Raw genomic sequence first — 17,175 nt, 5'->3', positions numbered from 1 at the left:
CCAGGTGCGGGAGAAACGCAGAAGAGGGGCAGCGTCGCTTTCATCACCCGGTAGAGCCATGCCCGCAGACGAATAATCCTGCGAATCCGGGTCCCGGCCGCCGCCTCCCATGCTTGCCCGACGACTCCCCTTTGGGAGCCGGGCGTTTCTTCCGTTAACACCAAGGAAGCAACACCAAGGAAGGCCTATGGCTAACATCACTGAGCCCGCCCCCGTTCCGGGGCAGGATCCGGACGCACGCAGCGGAGCAATCCTCCATGGCGCGGACGCCGGAACGGCATCATCGAACGGTCGCCATCTGCAGGCAGAGACCCTGCAAGCGGATTCCGACCCGGATCAGGAACTGCTCCAGCAGCTTCGCGAAACCGAACGCGCACACGAAACCGCCCGCACCACCGAGACGCCCGCCAAGCTGGACAAGGTCCTCTTCGGCGTGACCGGCGCCCTGGCTGTCGCCTTCGTTCTGTGGGGCTTCTTCGGGCGCGAGTCGCTGGCGACCTCCTCGCAGACGGCGCTGGACTGGGTCATGAAGAACACCGGCTGGATGTTCGTCCTGCTGGCCTCCTTCTTTGTTGTCTACGTCCTGTGGCTGGCGCTGGGCCGGTTCGGCAACATTCCGCTGGGCAAGGACGATGAGGAACCGGAGTTCAAGACACTCTCCTGGATTTCCATGATGTTTGCCGCGGGCATGGGCATTGGCCTGATGTTCTACGGTGTGGCCGAGCCGGTGTTCCACTTCATCTCGCCGCCGCCGGGGACCGTTGACGGGGAAACCCCGGAAGCCATCCGCACGGCAATGGCCACCTCGATCTTCCACTGGGGCCTGCACCCCTGGGCCATGTACGCCATCGTGGGCATCGCCATGGCGTACGGCACCTACCGGCTGGGCCGAAAGCAGCTCATTTCCTCCACCTTCACTTCCCTGTTCGGCAGGGCACGCGTGGACGGTCCGCTGGGCAAGGTCCTGAACGTCTTCGCGATCTTCGCCACGCTGTTCGGCACCGCGGCCTCCCTGGGCCTCGGCGCACTCCAGATCGGCAGCGGCCTGGAATCCACCGGCTGGATCGGCACTGTCGGCACACCCATCCTGGTGGCCATTGTGGCAATCCTGACCGCCTGCTTCGTGGCCTCGGCCATGTCCGGGATTTCCAAGGGCATCCAGTGGCTCTCGAACATCAACATGGGCCTGGCACTGCTTCTGGCGGTCATCGTCTTCATCGCCGGACCTACCCTCTTTATCCTCAATGTCATTCCCTCCGCCATCGCTGACTACGCGGGGAACATGGCGGAGATGGCCTCACGGACCGAAGCTGTCGGGGACGAGACAATGCGCGACTGGCTCTCCGGCTGGACCATCTTCTACTGGGCCTGGTGGCTGTCCTGGACGCCGTTCGTGGGCATGTTCATCGCCCGCATCAGCCGCGGACGCACCATCCGGCAGTTCGTGACCGGCGTCCTGCTGGTTCCGTTCGTTGTCACCGTCCTGTGGTTCTCGATCTTCGGCGGAGCCGGCATCGGCGCTGCGCAGAACGCGGGGCCGGGTGAGGCCGACGCGCTGATTGCGTCGGCAGGCACCGACGCAGCGCTCTTTGAGCTGTTCGCCATGCTGCCCCTGCCCAACCTGATAGCAGCGGCCGTCGGGATCCTGGCCATGGTGCTCGTGGGCATCTTCTTCATCACCGGAGCCGACTCCGCCTCCATCGTGATGGGCTCCCTCAGCTCGAACGGAGCCGAGCATCCCGCGCGCGGCATCATCATCTTCTGGGGTGTCCTCACCGGAGCCGTTGCCGCAGTGATGCTCATGGCCGGCGGCGACGATCCGTCGCTGGCACTGGGTGCGCTGCAGCGCATCACCATCGTGGCGGCCCTGCCGTTTGCGCTGGTGATGCTCCTGATGACCGTGGCCCTGGCGAAGGATCTGGCCCGCGATCCGATCGCCCTGCGGCGCCAGCTGACCAAGAACGTGGTGGAGCGCGCCATCGCCTCCGGCGTTGACGAGCACGGCGGGTCGACCTTCGATCTGGCCACTCAGGAACACGACACCACGTCGCAGGATGCTCCGGCACCGGCTTCCGTTCCGGGCGCCGCCTCGCAGGCCGCAGCCGACTTCCGGGAACCCCGGAGGGGCGCCGACGGCGGCAGCCTCCGCCCGCGCCGCTAACACCGGTTTCATCAAAGGGATCCCCGGGCTTGCCCGGGGATCCCTTTTTTGCTGCCCGGTGGAACCCCTTCTCTTTCCGCCCTTGTGCGACTTCCTGCCGCCCAGTAGCCTGCCGAAAGTTACCGCCCGGTAACTGGCTTTTCCTCGCACTCGACAATGGGGTCACTATGAGAAAGCACGTTCGCATCCTGGCGGTTGCCGCGGGGCTCCTGAGCTCGTCTCTGGCCGCAGCCCCCGCCGCATTAGCCGCACCGGCGCCCGCACCGGTGTCCCGCACCGACGTCGTCGTTACCAGTTTTGACGGCACACCGATCCACACCAACTTCTTCCCGGCCACCGGCCTGGCCGCCGGGCAGCAGGCGCCCACCGTCATGGTGGGACCCGGCTTCGGGCTCCCGGGTGCACGGATTCCGTCAAGCACCACCAGCACCCTGATCGGCTCCATCGGCATCGCTCCGCTGCGCGACGCAGGCTACAACGTGGTGACCTGGGATCCGCGCGGCTTCGGCCTCAGCGGCGGCGAGGCCTACGTCAACAACCCGGCATACGAGGGCCGGGACGGCGAGGCGCTCATCGATTTCATCGCCGCCCAACCCGAAGCCCGGCTGGACGCGCCGGGCGATCCGGTGCTCGGCATGGCGGGCGCGTCCTATGGCGGAGGCATCCAGTTTGTGCTTGCCGCCCAGGACCAGCGGGTGGACGCCATCGCCCCCACCATCGCCTGGAACGACCTGACCACCAGCCTGTACAAGGCGGGCTCCTTCAAGACCGGCTGGGGCGCCCTGCTCTGCGCGGAGGGAACCGCGCTGGGCCAGCTCGGCTCACTGGTCGGCAACCAGGGTGCGCTGGCCGCCCCCGTGCGCAAGGCCTGCACGGAGGGCCTGACCTATCCGAACCGGCTCAGCGCTGAATCGGTGGCGTACTTCAGCTCGCTGACGTCGGAGGAGATGTTCACCTCCATCACCGCCCCCACCCTGATCATTCAGGGGACGGCGGACACCCTGTTCACCCTGAATGAGGCCACGCGCAACTATGCCCTGATCAGCGGCACCGGCACCCCCGCGAAGATGCTCCAGTTCTGCGGCGGGCACGGTCTGTGCAACTCGACGGCAGGCCCGGACCGGATCACCCCGGCCGTGCTGAACTGGTTCGCCAAATACCTGAAGGATCAGCCGGTGAGCACCGGCCCAGCGTTCGAGTTCATTGACCAGGCGGGCGTGACGCGCGGCGCTCCGGGTTACCCCGAAGCCACCGGCGCCCTGGCCGGCACCGGCAAGGGTTCCCTGCTGCTCTCCCCCGTTGCCGTCAGCGGCGCCGTCGTGGCAGCAGCCGTAGCGCCGGCGGCACTCAACGTGCCGATCACCGCGCCTGCGGTATCCACCTCGGTCTTCGGTGCCCCGCAGCTGACGCTGACCTACCGGGGATACGCCCGGCAAGGCAGCACCCACGTCTATGCGCAGATCATCGACAGGGCCCGGGCCTCACTGGTGCTGGGCAATCAGGTTACGCCGGTGCCGCTGGTACTGGATGGCAAAGAGCACACGCTGACCATCCCGCTGGAAGAGGTCTCCTACACCGTGACCGCCGCCAGCAGGCTGGTGCTGCAGGTAACGCCGGCGTCATCCGTGTACGCCCCGCCCAAGGCGACGGCGCTGACCAGCTTCACCGCTGCGGTCAGCCTGCCGACCGTGGCGGCATACCCGGCTGTTCCCTAGGCACCGGCCAGACAACGGGCTAAGAACCTACTGGCAGAAACGACGAAAGGGAACCTGCAACGCCGTTGACCGCGGCGGGCAGGTTCCCTTTCAATTGGGGCGCCTATCCGGATAGTGCCTACTTGGTTCCGGCGGCCTTCAGCTCCGCTTCCACCTGCTCCAGGCTCTTGCCCTGTGTCTCCGGCATGAACCGCTTCACGAAGAGAATGGCGCAAATCCCCAGCGCCACGAAAATGAAGAACGTGCTGGAAATTCCCAGCCCGGCCATCAGCATCGGGAATGAGAAGCCGACGGCGAAGTTGGCCATCCACTGCACGAAGACCGAGAGCCCCATGCCGAGCCCGCGGACCCGCAGCGGGAAGACCTCGGCGATCATCAGCCAGGTGACCGGGGAGATGGAGCCCTGTTGGAAGGCCAGGAACAGGACGGTCAAGGACAGCACCACAAACCCTCTGGCTGTGCCTTCGGCCATGGTCAGGGAGGCGACGCCGATCAGCAGCAGCGTCGTTGACGTACCGATCAGTCCGGTGATGAGCATGGGCCGGCGGCCCACCTTGCCCAGCAGCCAAATCCCCAGGATCGCCGCGGCTACCGACACCACGCCGTTGGCGATGTTCGCGGTCAGCGCGGCCTCGGTGCCGAAACCGGCGTCGGCCAGGATCTGCGTGCCGTAGTACACGATCGCGTTGACGCCGGTGATTTGCTGAACCACCGACATGCCCATGCCGATCAGCAGCACCCGGAACAGCCATGGTTCGGCGAAGTCCTTCAGCGACCCGTGGCGGGTGGTTTCATGGCTGGCCAGGGCACGGACGTCGTCGTACTCCGTTTGCGCGTCCTCCGAGCTGCGGATTTTCTGCAGCACCGCCATCATCTGCGGGTACCTGCCCTGCGCGGCGAGCCAGCGCGGGCTCTCCGGCACAAACTTCATGCCGATCCACAGCGCGATGGCCGGGAGCGTGGCGACCGCCAGCATCCAGCGCCAGATATGGTTCTCGTCGCCCCACACATTGCCGATCACGGCATTGGTGGTGAAGGCCGCCAGCTGGCCGGTGACGATCATCAGCTGGTCCCGGGTCACCATTTGTCCGCGCCGGGCGGCGGGCGCAATTTCGGACAGGAACATGGGCACGACGGCGGACGCGCCGCCCACGGCCAGGCCCAGCACCACGCGAGCGACGACCATCAGCCCGATGGAGGGAGCAACGGCGGTCCCGAGGGCTCCGGCCAGGAAAACCACGGCCAGCGCCATCAGCAGCCGGCGGCGGCCGAAGCGGTCGGCGAGGTGGCCGGCAACCAGCGCGCCGAAGGCCGCCCCGAAGAGCAGGCTGGAGGTGATCAGGCCTTCGGTGAACGGTGTCAGCCCGAGGTCCGCCTGCATGAAGGGCAGCGCCCCGTTGATGACCCCGGTGTCATAGCCGAACAGGAACCCGCCCAGCGTGGCAATCCAGGAGGCGCGGCCCAGCGCGCCGCGGTGGCGGTTCCCGACCGGTTTCGCGACCGTCCCGGGGGAAAGAGTTGGAGACATCAGTTTCTTTCTGCTTATATCCAAGCGCACAAAAACCCCCGTCGTCCGGAGGAATTCCGGCCGACGGGGGCGTTGCGTGCGTGTACTAGAGGGCTGCGTAGACTTCGCGCAGCAGGGTGGCGGTCTCGGACGGCGTCTTGCCGACCTTGACGCCCGCAGCTTCAAGGGCTTCCTTCTTGGCCTGCGCGGTTCCTGCGGAACCGGAGACGATGGCGCCGGCGTGGCCCATGGTCTTGCCTTCGGGAGCGGTGAAGCCGGCCACGTAGCCCACAACGGGCTTGGTGACGTTGGCCTTGATGAACTCGGCCGCACGCTCTTCGGCGTCGCCGCCGATTTCGCCGATCATGACGATGGCCTTGGTCTCGGGATCAGCTTCGAACGCAGCCAGGGCGTCGATGTGCGTGGTGCCGATGACAGGGTCCCCGCCGATGCCGATTGCGGTGGAGAAGCCCAGATCCCGCAGTTCGTACATCATCTGGTAGGTCAGGGTGCCGGACTTGGAGACCAAGCCGATCGGGCCCTTGGAAGTGATGTTGTTCGGGGTGATGCCGACGAGGGCTTCGCCCGGGGTGATGATGCCGGGGCAGTTCGGGCCGATGATGCGGGTGACCTGGTTGCCGTTCTCGTCCACCTTGGACTGGGCGTGGGCCCAGAACTCGGCGGAATCCTGCACGGGAACGCCCTCGGTGATGACGACGACGAGGCCGATGCCGGCGTCGATCGCTTCCATGACGGCGTCCTTGGTGAAGGCCGGCGGCACGAAGACGATGGAGACATCGGCGTTCGTCTTGTCCATGGCCTCGGTGACGGTGCCGAAGACGGGCAGTTCGACGTCGCCGTGCACGACCGTGGTTCCGGCCTTGCGGGCATTAACGCCGCCGACAACCTGGGTTCCGGCCTTGAGCATCAGGGCGGTGTGCTTGGTTCCTTCGCCGCCGGTGATGCCCTGAACGATGACCTTGGAGTCCTTGTTCAAAAAGATAGACATAAGGGGATTCTCTTTCTAAAAGGTTCGACAGGCTGGGGTCAGCGAGCGGCGTAAGCGAGCTCGGCAGCCTTGTCGGCGCCTTCGTCCATGGTGGTGGCCAGCGTGACCAGCGGATGGTTGGCCTCGGCAAGGATGCGGCGGCCTTCTTCGACGTTGTTGCCGTCCAGGCGGACGACCAGCGGCTTGTTGGCTTCGTCGCCGAGGATTTCCAGGGCCTTGACGATGCCGTTCGCGACGGCGTCACACGCGGTGATGCCGCCGAAGACGTTCACGAACACCGACTTGACCTGCTCATCGTTGAGGATGACGTCCAGGCCGGCGGCCATGACGGATGCCGAAGCTCCGCCGCCGATGTCCAGGAAGTTGGCCGGCTTCACGTTGCCGTGCTTCTCGCCGGCGTAGGCGACGACGTCGAGCGTGGACATGACCAGGCCGGCTCCGTTGCCGATGATGCCTACCTGGCCATCAAGCTTGACGTAGTTGAGGTCGTTGGCCTTGGCCTTGGCCTCCAGCGGGTCAGCAGCGTCCTTGTCTTCCAGCTCGGCGTGGCCGGGCTGGCGGAAGTCTGCGTTTTCGTCCAGGGAAACCTTGCCGTCGAGGGCGACGATGTCGCCGGCGCCGGTCCGAACCAGCGGGTTGACCTCCACCAGGGTGGCGTCTTCCTTGACGAAGACGTCCCAGAGCTTGAGGATCGCGTTGACGACGCCTTCACGCAGTTCAGGGGCGAAGCCTGCGGCGTCAACAATCTCTTCGGCCTTGGCGGAATCGATGCCGACGGCGGGATCAACGGCAACGCGGGCCAGGGCATCGGGGCGCTCAACGGCGAGGACCTCGATCTCCATGCCGCCTTCCACCGAGCACATGGCCAGGTAGTTGCGGTTGGCACGGTCCAGAAGGACCGAGAAGTAGAACTCCTCGGCGATGTCTGCGCCCTGGGCAATCATCACGGTGTGAACGGTATGGCCCTTGATGTCCATGCCGAGGATGTCGGAGGCGTACGAGAACGCCTCGTCAGGGGTCTTCGCAACCTTGACGCCGCCGGCCTTGCCTCGGCCACCGACCTTGACCTGTGCTTTGACGACGACTACGCCGCCAATCTTCTCGGCTGCAGCTTTTGCTTCTTCGGGAGTGTGCGCCACGATTCCGGCAAGCACGGGTACACCGTGCGCCTCAAACATATCGCGCGCCTGATATTCAAACAGGTCCACGGGCTAGTGTCCTTCTACGTCGAAGTAGGTTTACGTTCGATCAGATGATCGCCGAAGCAGATGCGTCATGCCGGTCTGCCCCACTGGAACTTTAGTCGCTCGGCATCGAACGCCGTCCCCAGACTACCTCTTTAGTGATTAAGCGCACAGTTCTATGGTTTGTAGAAATCGAGGCGGGTGGGTTATTGCGGACGGCAGCCGGTTCGGGGGTCAGGACTCCTTGGTCAGGGGCGCGTAACGCAGCAGCAGGCGCTTCTCACCGACGTCGAACTTCACCTTGGCGACGGTCTTGTCGCCGCTGCCCTCCACCGCGAGCACCGTCCCGGAGCCGAAGGTCGTGTGGTTGACCTTGTCGCCCACTCCCACGGAGATGACCTCCTTCTGCGGCTGCACCCGGCCAATGGCCTTGGACACGGGGGCGGCGGCGATGCTGCCTCCGGTGCCGTTGCCCGACGACGACCCCGCGCCCCAGGAGGAGCCGTCGTAGCGGCTGGACGTGGAGCCGGTGTTACCGCCCCACGTGGGCCGGTCCATGCCCTCGCGCTTCCACTCAATCAGGTCCCCCGGGATCTCCCCGACAAACTGGCTGGCCGGGTTGTACTGGCTCTGCCCCCACATGCTGCGCACTTCCGAGCGCGTGATGTACAGGCGCTTGCGCGCCCGGGTGAGCCCCACGTAGGCGAGCCGGCGCTCCTCGGCCAGTTCCGCCGGATCGGTGGCGGATCGCTGGTGCGGGAACAGCCCCTGTTCCATGCCGGTCAGGAAGACCACGGGGAATTCCAGGCCCTTGGCGGTGTGCAGGGTCATCAGGGTGACCACGCCCTGGCGGCGGGATTCCTCGACGGCGGCGGCAACTTCCTCGGCCGAGCCCTCCGGGGCGTCCGGTATGGAGTCGGCGTCGGCCACGAGGGAGACCTGTTCGAGGAACTCCCCCAGGGACCCCTCCGGATTGTCCTTTTCGTATTCGCGGACCACCGCCACAAGTTCTGCGAGGTTCTCCACCCGGGATTCGTCCTGCGGGTCCGCCGAGGAGCGCAGCTGGGCCAGGTACCCGGTCTGTTCGAGCACCGCTTCCAGTGCGGCGGCCGCACCGGAACCGTTGGCGACTTCGGCGAGATCGTCAATGAGCTTGACGAACCCGTTGACGGCATTCAGCGAGCGGGTGGCCAGCCCGGGGGCCTCGGCCGCCCTGCGCAGGGCAGCCATGAACGAGATGCGCTCCCGTTCGGCCAGGGCAGCGACCGAGTATTCCGCCCGGTCGCCGATCCCGCGCTTGGGTTCGTTCAGGATCCGGCGCAGGTTCACGACGTCGTCGGAGTTCACCAGCACCCGCAGGTACGCCAGCGCGTCCTTGATTTCCTTGCGCTCGTAGAACCGGGTGCCGCCCACCACCTTGTAGGGAAGCCCCACCCGGACCAGGACGTCTTCGAGGGAACGGGACTGGGCGTTGGTGCGGTAGAACACCGCCACATCGCCGGGACGCAGGTTTTCCTCGTCCTGCAGCCGGTCGATTTCCTCGGCGATGAACCGGGCTTCCTCGTGCTCGTTTTCACCGACGTAGCCGATGATCTTCTCGCCGCTGCCCTCCGCCGTCCACAGCCGCTTCTCGGGCCGGTTGGGGTTGCGGGAGATCACCGCGTTGGCCGCGTTCAGGATGTTCTGCGTGGAGCGGTAGTTCTGCTCCAGCAGGATGGTCCGGGCCGACGGATAGTCCTTCTCGAAGTCCACGATGTTGCGCACGTCGGCGCCGCGGAAGGCGTAGATGGACTGGTCCGAGTCACCGACCACCGTGAGTTCGGCCGGAGGGATGTCGAGCGTGCTGCTTTCCCCCGGCACCCCCACCAGCTCGCGGACCAGGGCGTACTGGGCGTGGTTGGTGTCCTGGTACTCGTCCACCAGGATGTGGCGGAACCGGCGGCGGTAGTACTCGGCCACTCCCGGGAAGGCGCGGAACATGTACACGGTCTGCGCGATCAGGTCGTCAAAGTCCATGGCGTTGGCCGAACGCATGCGCTCGGTGTAGCCCCTGTACACGTCAGCGACGGCCTGCTCGAACGGATCGGCCAGGTTGGCGGTGGCAGCGTAGGTCTCGTCGTCGATCAGCTCGTTCTTCAGCGCCGAAATCTTGTGCATGATCATTTTGGGCGTGAACCGCTTGGGATCCAGGTCCAGGCCCTTGGCCACCAGGGTGATCAGGCGCAGCGAGTCCGCGGAGTCGTAAATGGAGAAGTTGGAATTCATCCCCACCGATTTGGCCTCGCGGCGCAGGATGCGCACGCAGGAGGAGTGGAAGGTGGAGATCCACATGGTCTTCGCGACCCCGCCCACCAGCGCCTCAATCCGCTCACGCATTTCCGCGGCGGCCTTGTTGGTGAACGTGATGGCCAGGATCTGGCCGGGGTTGGAGCGTCCGGTAGCCATCAGATAGGCGATCCGGTGGCTGAGGACGCGGGTCTTGCCGGACCCGGCCCCGGCAACGATCAGCAGCGGTGAACCGCCGTGTTTGACCGCTTCCTCCTGCTGCGGGTTCAGGCCCTCCAGCAGTTCCGCTGCCCGGTGTTCATTGACGCGGGAAGCCCTCGGGTGCTCCGCCCCGTCGCGGGCGGGGTCGGCCGAGGAACCGGTCCGGGCAGAGCCAGTCGTGGCGGACTCCGTCTGGCCGGGTTCGGCTTGGGCGGTGTCCGTTTGGGCAGTGCCCGTTTTGGCAGTGCCCGTTTTGGCAGTGCCCGTTTTGGCGGCTGAAAAGTACGGATCAAAAAGATAGTCCATGGTGTTCTTAAGTCTAGGTGCTGCCGCTGACCATTCCGGCGGATCCACACCGCCGGCTAAACCGAAGCCAGCGCGCCGCCGATCTCGCGCACTGCCGAGGCGGTTCCCGCGATATGCCAGCGGAAGCCGTTGATGACCGCGACGGCGGTGCTGCCGCCGGCGGCCCGCACGATTGCCTTGCCCGGCAGCCAGTCCCATTCCGGGCAGCTGTGCTGGAACCAGGCCCCGAGCCGCCCGGAGGCGACACCGCCAAGGTCACAGGAACCCGACCCCAGCATGCGAATGGTCGCGGTCCGGGACGCGGCAGCAGTCCACGGACCGGCCACCTCCGGACGCATCAACCAGGTCGGATGCAGGTAGGTCCCGGCGCTGAGGCGATCCAGCGGCGCATCCTCGAGCCGGGGAAGCAGCGCCCCGTTGAGGGTTGCCGGATGGCCTTCACCGCCCAGCCACAGCCGGTCTTCCTGCGGTTGGTAAATGGCGCCCAGCAGCACCTCAGGATCTCCGTCCACAGCTTCCGGATCGTCTGCTTTCAGGGCAAGAGCGGAGCACCAGTACGTGGAGCCGGCAAAAAAGTTGTAAGTGCCGTCCACCGGATCAATCACCCAGGACCGGCCGGACGTGCCCGTGACGCTGGCGCCTTCCTCCCCCACGATCCCGTCGTTCGGACGCAGCTGGCGAAGCCTGTCCACCACCAGCTTTTCCGCGGCGTGGTCGGCGGCCGTCACGACATCGGACACAGTGGTCTTGGCAGTGGCCGTCAGGCCCTGCGAGCGCATGCGCAGGGCCAGCGCACCGGCGTCGCGCACCAGGTTCGCGGCCAGGGAAAAGTCGTCTTTTGCGGCGTGAACACTCATGCAGCCACCCTAGCGGGCGTCAGCGGCCTCCCGGCAAGCGCAGCGGCGGCGAGCCCCGGAGACCGCCGGATCGCGGCCCTGAACCATGCAGCGGCGATACTGCATCGCGGCCTTAAACCATGCAGCGGCCATACTGTTAAGCATGGGAAAAACTCCGGCACAGCGGGCAGCGAAACACGGCGAGAAAGCCGTCCAGCCCCCGCACCTAGCGAAACTGACCACTGCCCGCGCTCCGCAGCAGGCCAAGAGCAACGCCAACCTGCTCCTGGTGGCGGCGGTGGCGACCACGCTCTTCATGTTCTTCTACCTGCACATCATGGTGCTGGACCAGATGACCCAGCTGAGCAACGGCATGGCCATGCCAGATTCGCTGGTGGGCGGCTACAGCTCGGAGTATCTGGCGGACCTGCGCTCGGTGATGGACGCCGATGCCCTCGGCCAGCTCAGCTACGTGCACAAGACCGCCGGCACCATCTTCCCGCTGATGTTCGGGTTCACCTGGCTGCTGATCATCGGGCTGAACGCCCGCGGCCGGGTCAAGCGCTGGGTGTTGTGGGCCGCGCCCATCCTCTTTGTCATCGTGGACCTGTGGGAGAACGTCGCCATTGATGCCGCTCTGGGCTCGGAAACCCTCTCGAACGGAGACGCGGCCCTGGCCAGCGCCCTGACCATAGCCCGCTGGGTGCTTTTCGGCCTGAGCCTGCTGGCGGCCGTGGTTGCCGTGTTCAGCAAACGCACCGGGCCCAGCCAGAGCACCCCGAAAGATACGCCGTAGGGTTCCTCCCCCGATGCAGCCAGACCCAGTGAGGGCCCGAGCCCGGCGTAAAGCCGGGATCGGGCCCTCACTGCTGAGGATCCGGGCGTCTTAGCGCGTGGGCGCCCGGTGCGCGCCGGCGGGTGCCGCGTCCAGCACCGGACCCGAACCGTCGCCCGAGGTCCGGGCCTCGTGCCGGCCGCCGGTGCCGCCAGGCGCGGCAGGCTTGGACGGCCACCAGAACTTCTCGCCCAGGATGAAGGCCAGCGCCGGAACGATGACCGTCCGCACCACCAGGGTGTCCAGCAGGACACCGATCGCCACGGTAATGCCGACCTGGGTCAGGGTAACCAGCGGCAGCACGCCGAGGACGGCGAACACCGCGGCCAGCAGGATGCCGGCACTGGTGATGACCCCGCCGGTGGAGCGCAGGGCGCTGAGCATGCCCTGCTTGGTGCCCATGGTCATGGCGTTCTCCCGGGCCCGCGTGGTCAGGAAGATGTTGTAGTCCACACCCAGGGCCACCAGGAAGATGAAGCTGTACAGCAGCGTGAGCGTATCCAGGGCCGGGAAGCCAAGCACGTTCACGAACAGGAACCAGCTGATGCCGGTGCTTGCGACGAAGGTCAGCAGCACGGAGGCGACCAGCAGCACCGGCGCCACGAGGCTGCGCAACAGCACCAGCAGGACCAGGAAGACCAGGATGATCACCGAGGTGACCACCAGGGTGAAGTCGTGGGTGTTCGCTGCAACCTGGTCCACGCGCTCGGCGGCTTCACCGCCGACCAGTGCTCCGTAGTCCGGATTGGCGGCCAGATCCGCGCGCAGGTCCTCGATGAAGGCATTCGCCTCGGCGGTGCCGGGTTCGTAGCTGTCGATGACGTCGATGCGGGTCATCCCGTTGTGCTCGGACGCTACGTCCGCTCCGGACACGCTCTCCAGCTCCGCGAGTTCGGCCACTGCGGCATCGGCGCTGTCCGAGTTGACCAGCACGATCACCGGCGAGGAGGACCCGGCTGGGAAGCCTTCGGCGAGTGTTTCAGCAGCGGTGACAGCCTGCGGCTTCTCCGTGAACTGTTCGTTTTCGCTCAGGCCGATCTGGACGTTGAGCAACAATCCGCCTGCGGCCAGCAGGACGACGACGGCCGCGCCGGCAATGCGCTTGGGTGCACGTGCCGTGGCCTCGCCAAGCTTGCCCCAGAACTTGCCTTCACGGGCGGCGTCGCCGACCTTGGGCACGAACGGCCAGAACAGTTTCCGGCCGAGCAGGACCAGCGCGGCGGGCAGGATGAAGAGGGCGCTGAGGATGGCCAGGACAATGCCGGTCGCGGCCGAAAAGCCCAGGCCGCGGTAGCTCATGGTGTCAGTAAAGAGCAGCACGAGCAGGGCGAGGATCACGGTGCCGCCCGAGGCGATGATGGCTTCCCGGGTCCGGGAGAGCGCCCGACCCATGGCCGAATACTTGGATTCATGGATGCGCAGCTCTTCGCGGTAGCGCGCGATCAGCAGGAGCGCATAGTTGGTGGCGGCACCAAACACCAGCACGCTGGTGATGCCCACCGCCGAGGGGTCCACATCGATGCCAACCACCGGTGCCAGCAGGTCAACCACCTTCAGGGCTGCCTGCTCAATGGTCCCCACTACCGCCAGCGGCACCAGCCAGAGCCACGGCGAACGGTAGGTAATGAGCAGCAGCAGGGCCACCACGCCGGCCGTGACGGTCAGCAGGATGAAGTTGGCGCCGGAGAACACGCCGGCCAGATCCGCCGTGAAGGCGGCCCCGCCGGTCAGCTCGGCGGTGAGACCCTCCGGAGCGGCATCGGAAATGCCCTGGCGCAGGCTCTCCACTTCAGCCGACACGGCGTCACCGTCGTCGGCGGCAGCCTGGAGGGTCACCGGAACGAGGGCCACCAGCTTGTTTTCGGAAACGATCGGCGGCACCTGGGGCGGCGGACCCACAGCGCCGAGCTCAGTGGCAGCCGCGTTGATGCCGGCGATCGCGGCCTGGTCGGCGTCGGTCATTGCCGCGCCGTCGGCCCGCGAGACGACGATCAGCGCCGTGGATTCCTGGGCATCCGGAAATTCTTCCAGGAGTTCGTTGACCTGCGTGGTTTGGTACTTGTCGCTGAGGCCGCCGACAGTGGACGCCTCGTTTTCCTGCGCCGGCAAAGCAAAGAGGCCAATGATGACCGCAAGGCTCAGCAGCAGCGTAATCCAGGCCGCTTTGGCGGATTTCACTATCCCTGCGTACATGCTCGCTCCTGGTGCACTAAAGTATCTCCGAAGTAAAGTATCTCACTTTTAGAGACATTTCAATATCGAGCTACTATAGGACCGTGGAGAAGAATCTCAAGCGGGATATCGTCAACGCGATCCGCGGCATGGCCGTGGACGGACAGCGGGTGGCGGATACTTTTGCGCACCGTCACGGGCTCAACGCCACTGACATGCGCGCGCTCACCCTGATCATGGAAGCCGAAACCCGGCACGAGGCCCTCACGGCCGGCCGGCTCAGCACCCTGCTCGGCACCTCCACCGGTGCGACGACGGCGGTGATCGACCGGCTCGAGCGGATCGGACACATCCACCGCAACCGGGACCATGCAGACCGGCGCAAGGTGACCCTGCATTTCGAGCCGCTGGCAATGCAGCTGGCCGGGGCCTACTTCGGCCCTCTCGGCAAGCTCACCGACGACGTCATGAGCGGCTACTCCGCCGAAGAGCTTCGAACCGTCCACCGGTTCATGGAAGACATGCGGGGGGCCTACGCAGCACATCAGCTGGCGCTGCAGACCACGGAGCCGGCAGCCTCTGATGCGTCCTCAGCGGCTGCGGCGGCGCCGGCAGGCAACACGCGCGGTAACGCGTCAGCCCGCCAAGCGCAGAAACAGGTAAGCTGATAACCGCCTGCCGGCCAGACCGGCGGCACGCCCTCGTAGCTCAGTAGGATAGAGCGGCCCTCTCCTAAAGGGCAGGTCGTCGGTTCGATTCCGGCCGGGGGCACCAACTTTGCAAAGCAGCGGCCTAGCGCAGCGGCGCCCGATGCCCGGCGCCTGCCCCTGCCTCTGCCTCTGCCGCACTCTCCGTCAGCGGGGCAGGCTCCGCGGTTTTCCCCACGGCAAACTGGGTATCGTGCAGTTCGGCATATCGGCCGCCCATGGCGATGAGGTCGGCGTGGGTTCCCTGCTCAGCGATGCGTCCGCCCTCAATCACCAGGATTTTGTCGGCATTGCGAATCGTCGAGAGCCGGTGGGCGATGACGACGGCGGTGCGGCCCTCCAGCGCCTCGCCCAATGCCGCCTGAACGGCAGCTTCAGAGGTGGAGTCCAAGGCAGCAGTGGCCTCATCCAGGATCACGATCCGCGGCTGGGCAAGCAGCAGCCGGGCAATCGTCATCCGCTGGCGTTCGCCTCCCGACAGACGGTAGCCGCGCTCCCCCACCATGGTGTCCAGCCCGTCCGGCAGCGAACGGACCAGGTTCTCCAGCCGGGCGCGGCGCAACGCGTCCCAAACCTGATCTTCGGAGGCTTCGGGGTTGGCCAGCAACAGGTTGGAGCGGATGCTCTCGTGGAACAGGTGCCCGTCCTGGGTCACCATGCCCAGCGCCTGGCGCATCCCGGCGAAACTGACGTCCCGCACATCGGTGCCGGAGAAGCGCACCGCTCCGGAGTCGACGTCGTACAAGCGCGCCAGCAGCTGGGCAATGGTGGATTTGCCGGCGCCGGAGGTGCCGACCAGAGCGACGGTCTGGCCGGGTTCCACCCGGAACGAAATCCCATGCAGCACCTCCTCGCCGCCGCGGGAATCAAGCACCGCCACGTCCTCCAGCGATGCCAGCGAGACCTTGTCCGCCGTCGGATAGGCGAACCGGACGTCGTCGAACTCCACGCCCAGCGGGCCGTCGGGGACCGGGAGGGGCTGGTCCTTCTCGCGGATCAGCGGTTTCAGATCCAGGATTTCGAAGACCCGCTCAAAGCTCACGACGGCGCTCATGATCTCCACCCGGGCGTTGGCAAGCGAAGTCAGCGGCGCATAAAGCCGGGTGAGGAGCAGGGCAAGGGTGACGACGTCGCCGGTGTTCAGGCTCCCGGACAGGGCCAGATAACCGCCCAGGCCGTAGACCAGGGCCAGTGCGAGGGCCGAAACCAGGGTCAGTGCGGTGACGAACACCGCCTGCATCATGGCCATCTTCACCCCGATGTCGCGGACTCGGGCGGCGCGGACGGCAAACTCGCCGGACTCCTGCTCGGGCCGGCCGAACAGCTTGACCAGGGTGGCTCCGGGCGCCGAGAACCGTTCGGTCATCTGCGTTCCCATGGAGGCATTGTGATTCGCTGCTTCACGCCGAAGCGAAGCCAGCTTGCCGCCCATGCGGCGGGCCGGAATAAGGAACACCGGCAGCAGCAGCATGGCCAGGACGGTCACCTGCCAGGAGGTGTTGAGCATGACGATCAGCGTCAGGATCAGGGCGACGAGGTTGCTCACCACGCCGGAGAGGGTGCCGCTGAAGGCCTGCTGCGCACCAATGACGTCATTGTTGAGCCGGCTGACCAGGGCGCCTGTGCGCGTGCGCGTAAAGAAGGCGATGGGCATTTTTTGGACATGGTCAAAAACCGCTGTCCGCAGGTCCAGGATGACTTGCTCACCAATCCGGGAAGAGAACCACCGGGTGGCCATTGACACCCCGGCATCCGCCACCGCAACCCCGGCGATCAGCAGTGCCAGCTGGATCACCCGGCCCGCTGCCGAACCCGCGACGATGGAATTGACCACCTCACCGGCCAGGACCGGAGTGGCCACCGCCAGAAAAGCTCCGAGCGTGGACAGCAGGACGAAGCCGATCAGCTGCTTTTTGTAGGGAGAGGCGAAAGCAATAATCCGCCGAAGCGTCTCCTTGGAAATCTTATTGTCGCTGCCCCTGGCGGTGGAGATCTTATGAAGAGAGCTCCACGCCGCGCCTTCCATGCTCATTTTGCCGCCTCCGTTGTTTGCACTCTCCAGTTTATGCCTCGGCACTGACACTCCGGTCCGGCAGCATTCCGCCTCGGCTCCGCACCTGCACCGCGGCCGAGGGAGATGGCCGGCAGCACCGGCTGGCCGCATGTTCTGGCCGCAGGTTAAGGAATCGCGCAGCGATGTGTTCCCGGACACTTCCAAAGCTGAGCGCGCTGGTACACTTCCATTCGCTGCACCCT

The 17,175-nt window shown here is 66.0% G+C and carries 11 protein-coding genes and 1 tRNA gene; 5 read left to right on the top strand and 7 right to left on the bottom strand.

What is annotated here, in order from left to right; genetic code table 11:
• Positions 1 to 187 precede the first annotated feature (187 nt).
• Together QNN99_RS16500 and QNN99_RS16495 are read left to right on the top strand one after the other, a co-directional pair.
• Positions 188 to 2,161 (top strand): BCCT family transporter, encoded by a 1,974-nt coding sequence (locus tag QNN99_RS16500; RefSeq protein ID WP_229968132.1) that lies wholly within the window; start codon positions 188 to 190, stop codon positions 2,159 to 2,161.
• A 167-nt stretch (positions 2,162 to 2,328) separates the two neighbouring features.
• Positions 2,329 to 3,876 carry an alpha/beta hydrolase gene (locus QNN99_RS16495; RefSeq protein ID WP_229968130.1) on the top strand — a complete coding sequence of 516 codons (1,548 nt, stop codon included), beginning with the start codon at positions 2,329 to 2,331 and terminating at the stop codon, positions 3,874 to 3,876.
• Positions 3,877 to 3,994: 118 nt separating this feature from the next.
• Here QNN99_RS16495 and QNN99_RS16490 read toward each other — a convergent pair whose 3' ends face one another.
• The 5 genes from QNN99_RS16490 to QNN99_RS16470 form a co-directional block, all read right to left on the bottom strand.
• The gene (locus QNN99_RS16490) at positions 3,995 to 5,404 is read right to left on the bottom strand and encodes a sugar porter family MFS transporter (RefSeq protein WP_229968128.1); all 1,410 of its coding nucleotides are present in this window, start codon (positions 5,402 to 5,404) and stop codon (positions 3,995 to 3,997) included.
• An 85-nt stretch (positions 5,405 to 5,489) separates the two neighbouring features.
• Entirely contained in the window at positions 5,490 to 6,392 is a 903-nt protein-coding gene (gene sucD / locus QNN99_RS16485) for a succinate--CoA ligase subunit alpha (RefSeq protein ID WP_229968126.1), read from the bottom strand.
• A gap of 38 nt (positions 6,393 to 6,430) precedes the next feature.
• Entirely contained in the window at positions 6,431 to 7,600 is a 1,170-nt protein-coding gene (sucC, locus tag QNN99_RS16480; protein WP_229968124.1) for an ADP-forming succinate--CoA ligase subunit beta, read from the bottom strand.
• Between the two features lie 210 nt (positions 7,601 to 7,810).
• Complete coding sequence (gene pcrA / locus QNN99_RS16475; protein ID WP_229968122.1) at positions 7,811 to 10,369, bottom strand: DNA helicase PcrA; 2,559 nt, start codon at positions 10,367 to 10,369, stop codon at positions 7,811 to 7,813.
• A gap of 56 nt (positions 10,370 to 10,425) precedes the next feature.
• The gene (locus QNN99_RS16470; RefSeq protein WP_229968120.1) at positions 10,426 to 11,226 is read right to left on the bottom strand and encodes an inositol monophosphatase family protein; all 801 of its coding nucleotides are present in this window, start codon (positions 11,224 to 11,226) and stop codon (positions 10,426 to 10,428) included.
• 142 nt (positions 11,227 to 11,368) lie between these two features.
• Here QNN99_RS16470 and QNN99_RS16465 point away from each other — a divergent pair, with 142 nt between their 5' ends.
• Positions 11,369 to 12,001: a hypothetical protein gene (locus tag QNN99_RS16465; protein ID WP_229968118.1), complete on the top strand. Its 633-nt coding sequence runs from the start codon at positions 11,369 to 11,371 to the stop codon at positions 11,999 to 12,001.
• A 90-nt stretch (positions 12,002 to 12,091) separates the two neighbouring features.
• Here the strand turns inward: QNN99_RS16465 and QNN99_RS16460 are convergent, their stop codons facing one another.
• Positions 12,092 to 14,233: an MMPL family transporter gene (locus QNN99_RS16460; protein ID WP_229968116.1), complete on the bottom strand. Its 2,142-nt coding sequence runs from the start codon at positions 14,231 to 14,233 to the stop codon at positions 12,092 to 12,094.
• Between the two features lie 83 nt (positions 14,234 to 14,316).
• On the opposite strand from QNN99_RS16460, the gene QNN99_RS16455 reads away from it, so the two are divergent.
• Positions 14,317 to 14,880, top strand: coding sequence for a MarR family winged helix-turn-helix transcriptional regulator (locus QNN99_RS16455; protein ID WP_229968114.1), 564 nt, complete (start codon positions 14,317 to 14,319; stop codon positions 14,878 to 14,880).
• A 29-nt stretch (positions 14,881 to 14,909) separates the two neighbouring features.
• A tRNA-Arg gene (locus QNN99_RS16450) sits at positions 14,910 to 14,986 on the top strand.
• Between the two features lie 18 nt (positions 14,987 to 15,004).
• On the opposite strand, the gene QNN99_RS16445 is transcribed toward QNN99_RS16450, so the two are convergent.
• On the bottom strand, positions 15,005 to 16,951 hold the full coding sequence (locus tag QNN99_RS16445; RefSeq protein ID WP_229968112.1) for an ABC transporter ATP-binding protein: 1,947 nt from the start codon (positions 16,949 to 16,951) through the stop codon (positions 15,005 to 15,007).
• Positions 16,952 to 17,175 lie beyond the last annotated feature (224 nt).

Origin of the sequence: Arthrobacter sp. zg.Y820, assembly GCF_030125555.1 — a bacterium.
GTDB lineage: Bacteria > Actinomycetota > Actinomycetes > Actinomycetales > Micrococcaceae > Arthrobacter_B.
Note: the sequence above shows the minus strand (reverse complement) of the source record. Positions and strands in the feature narration are given on the sequence as shown.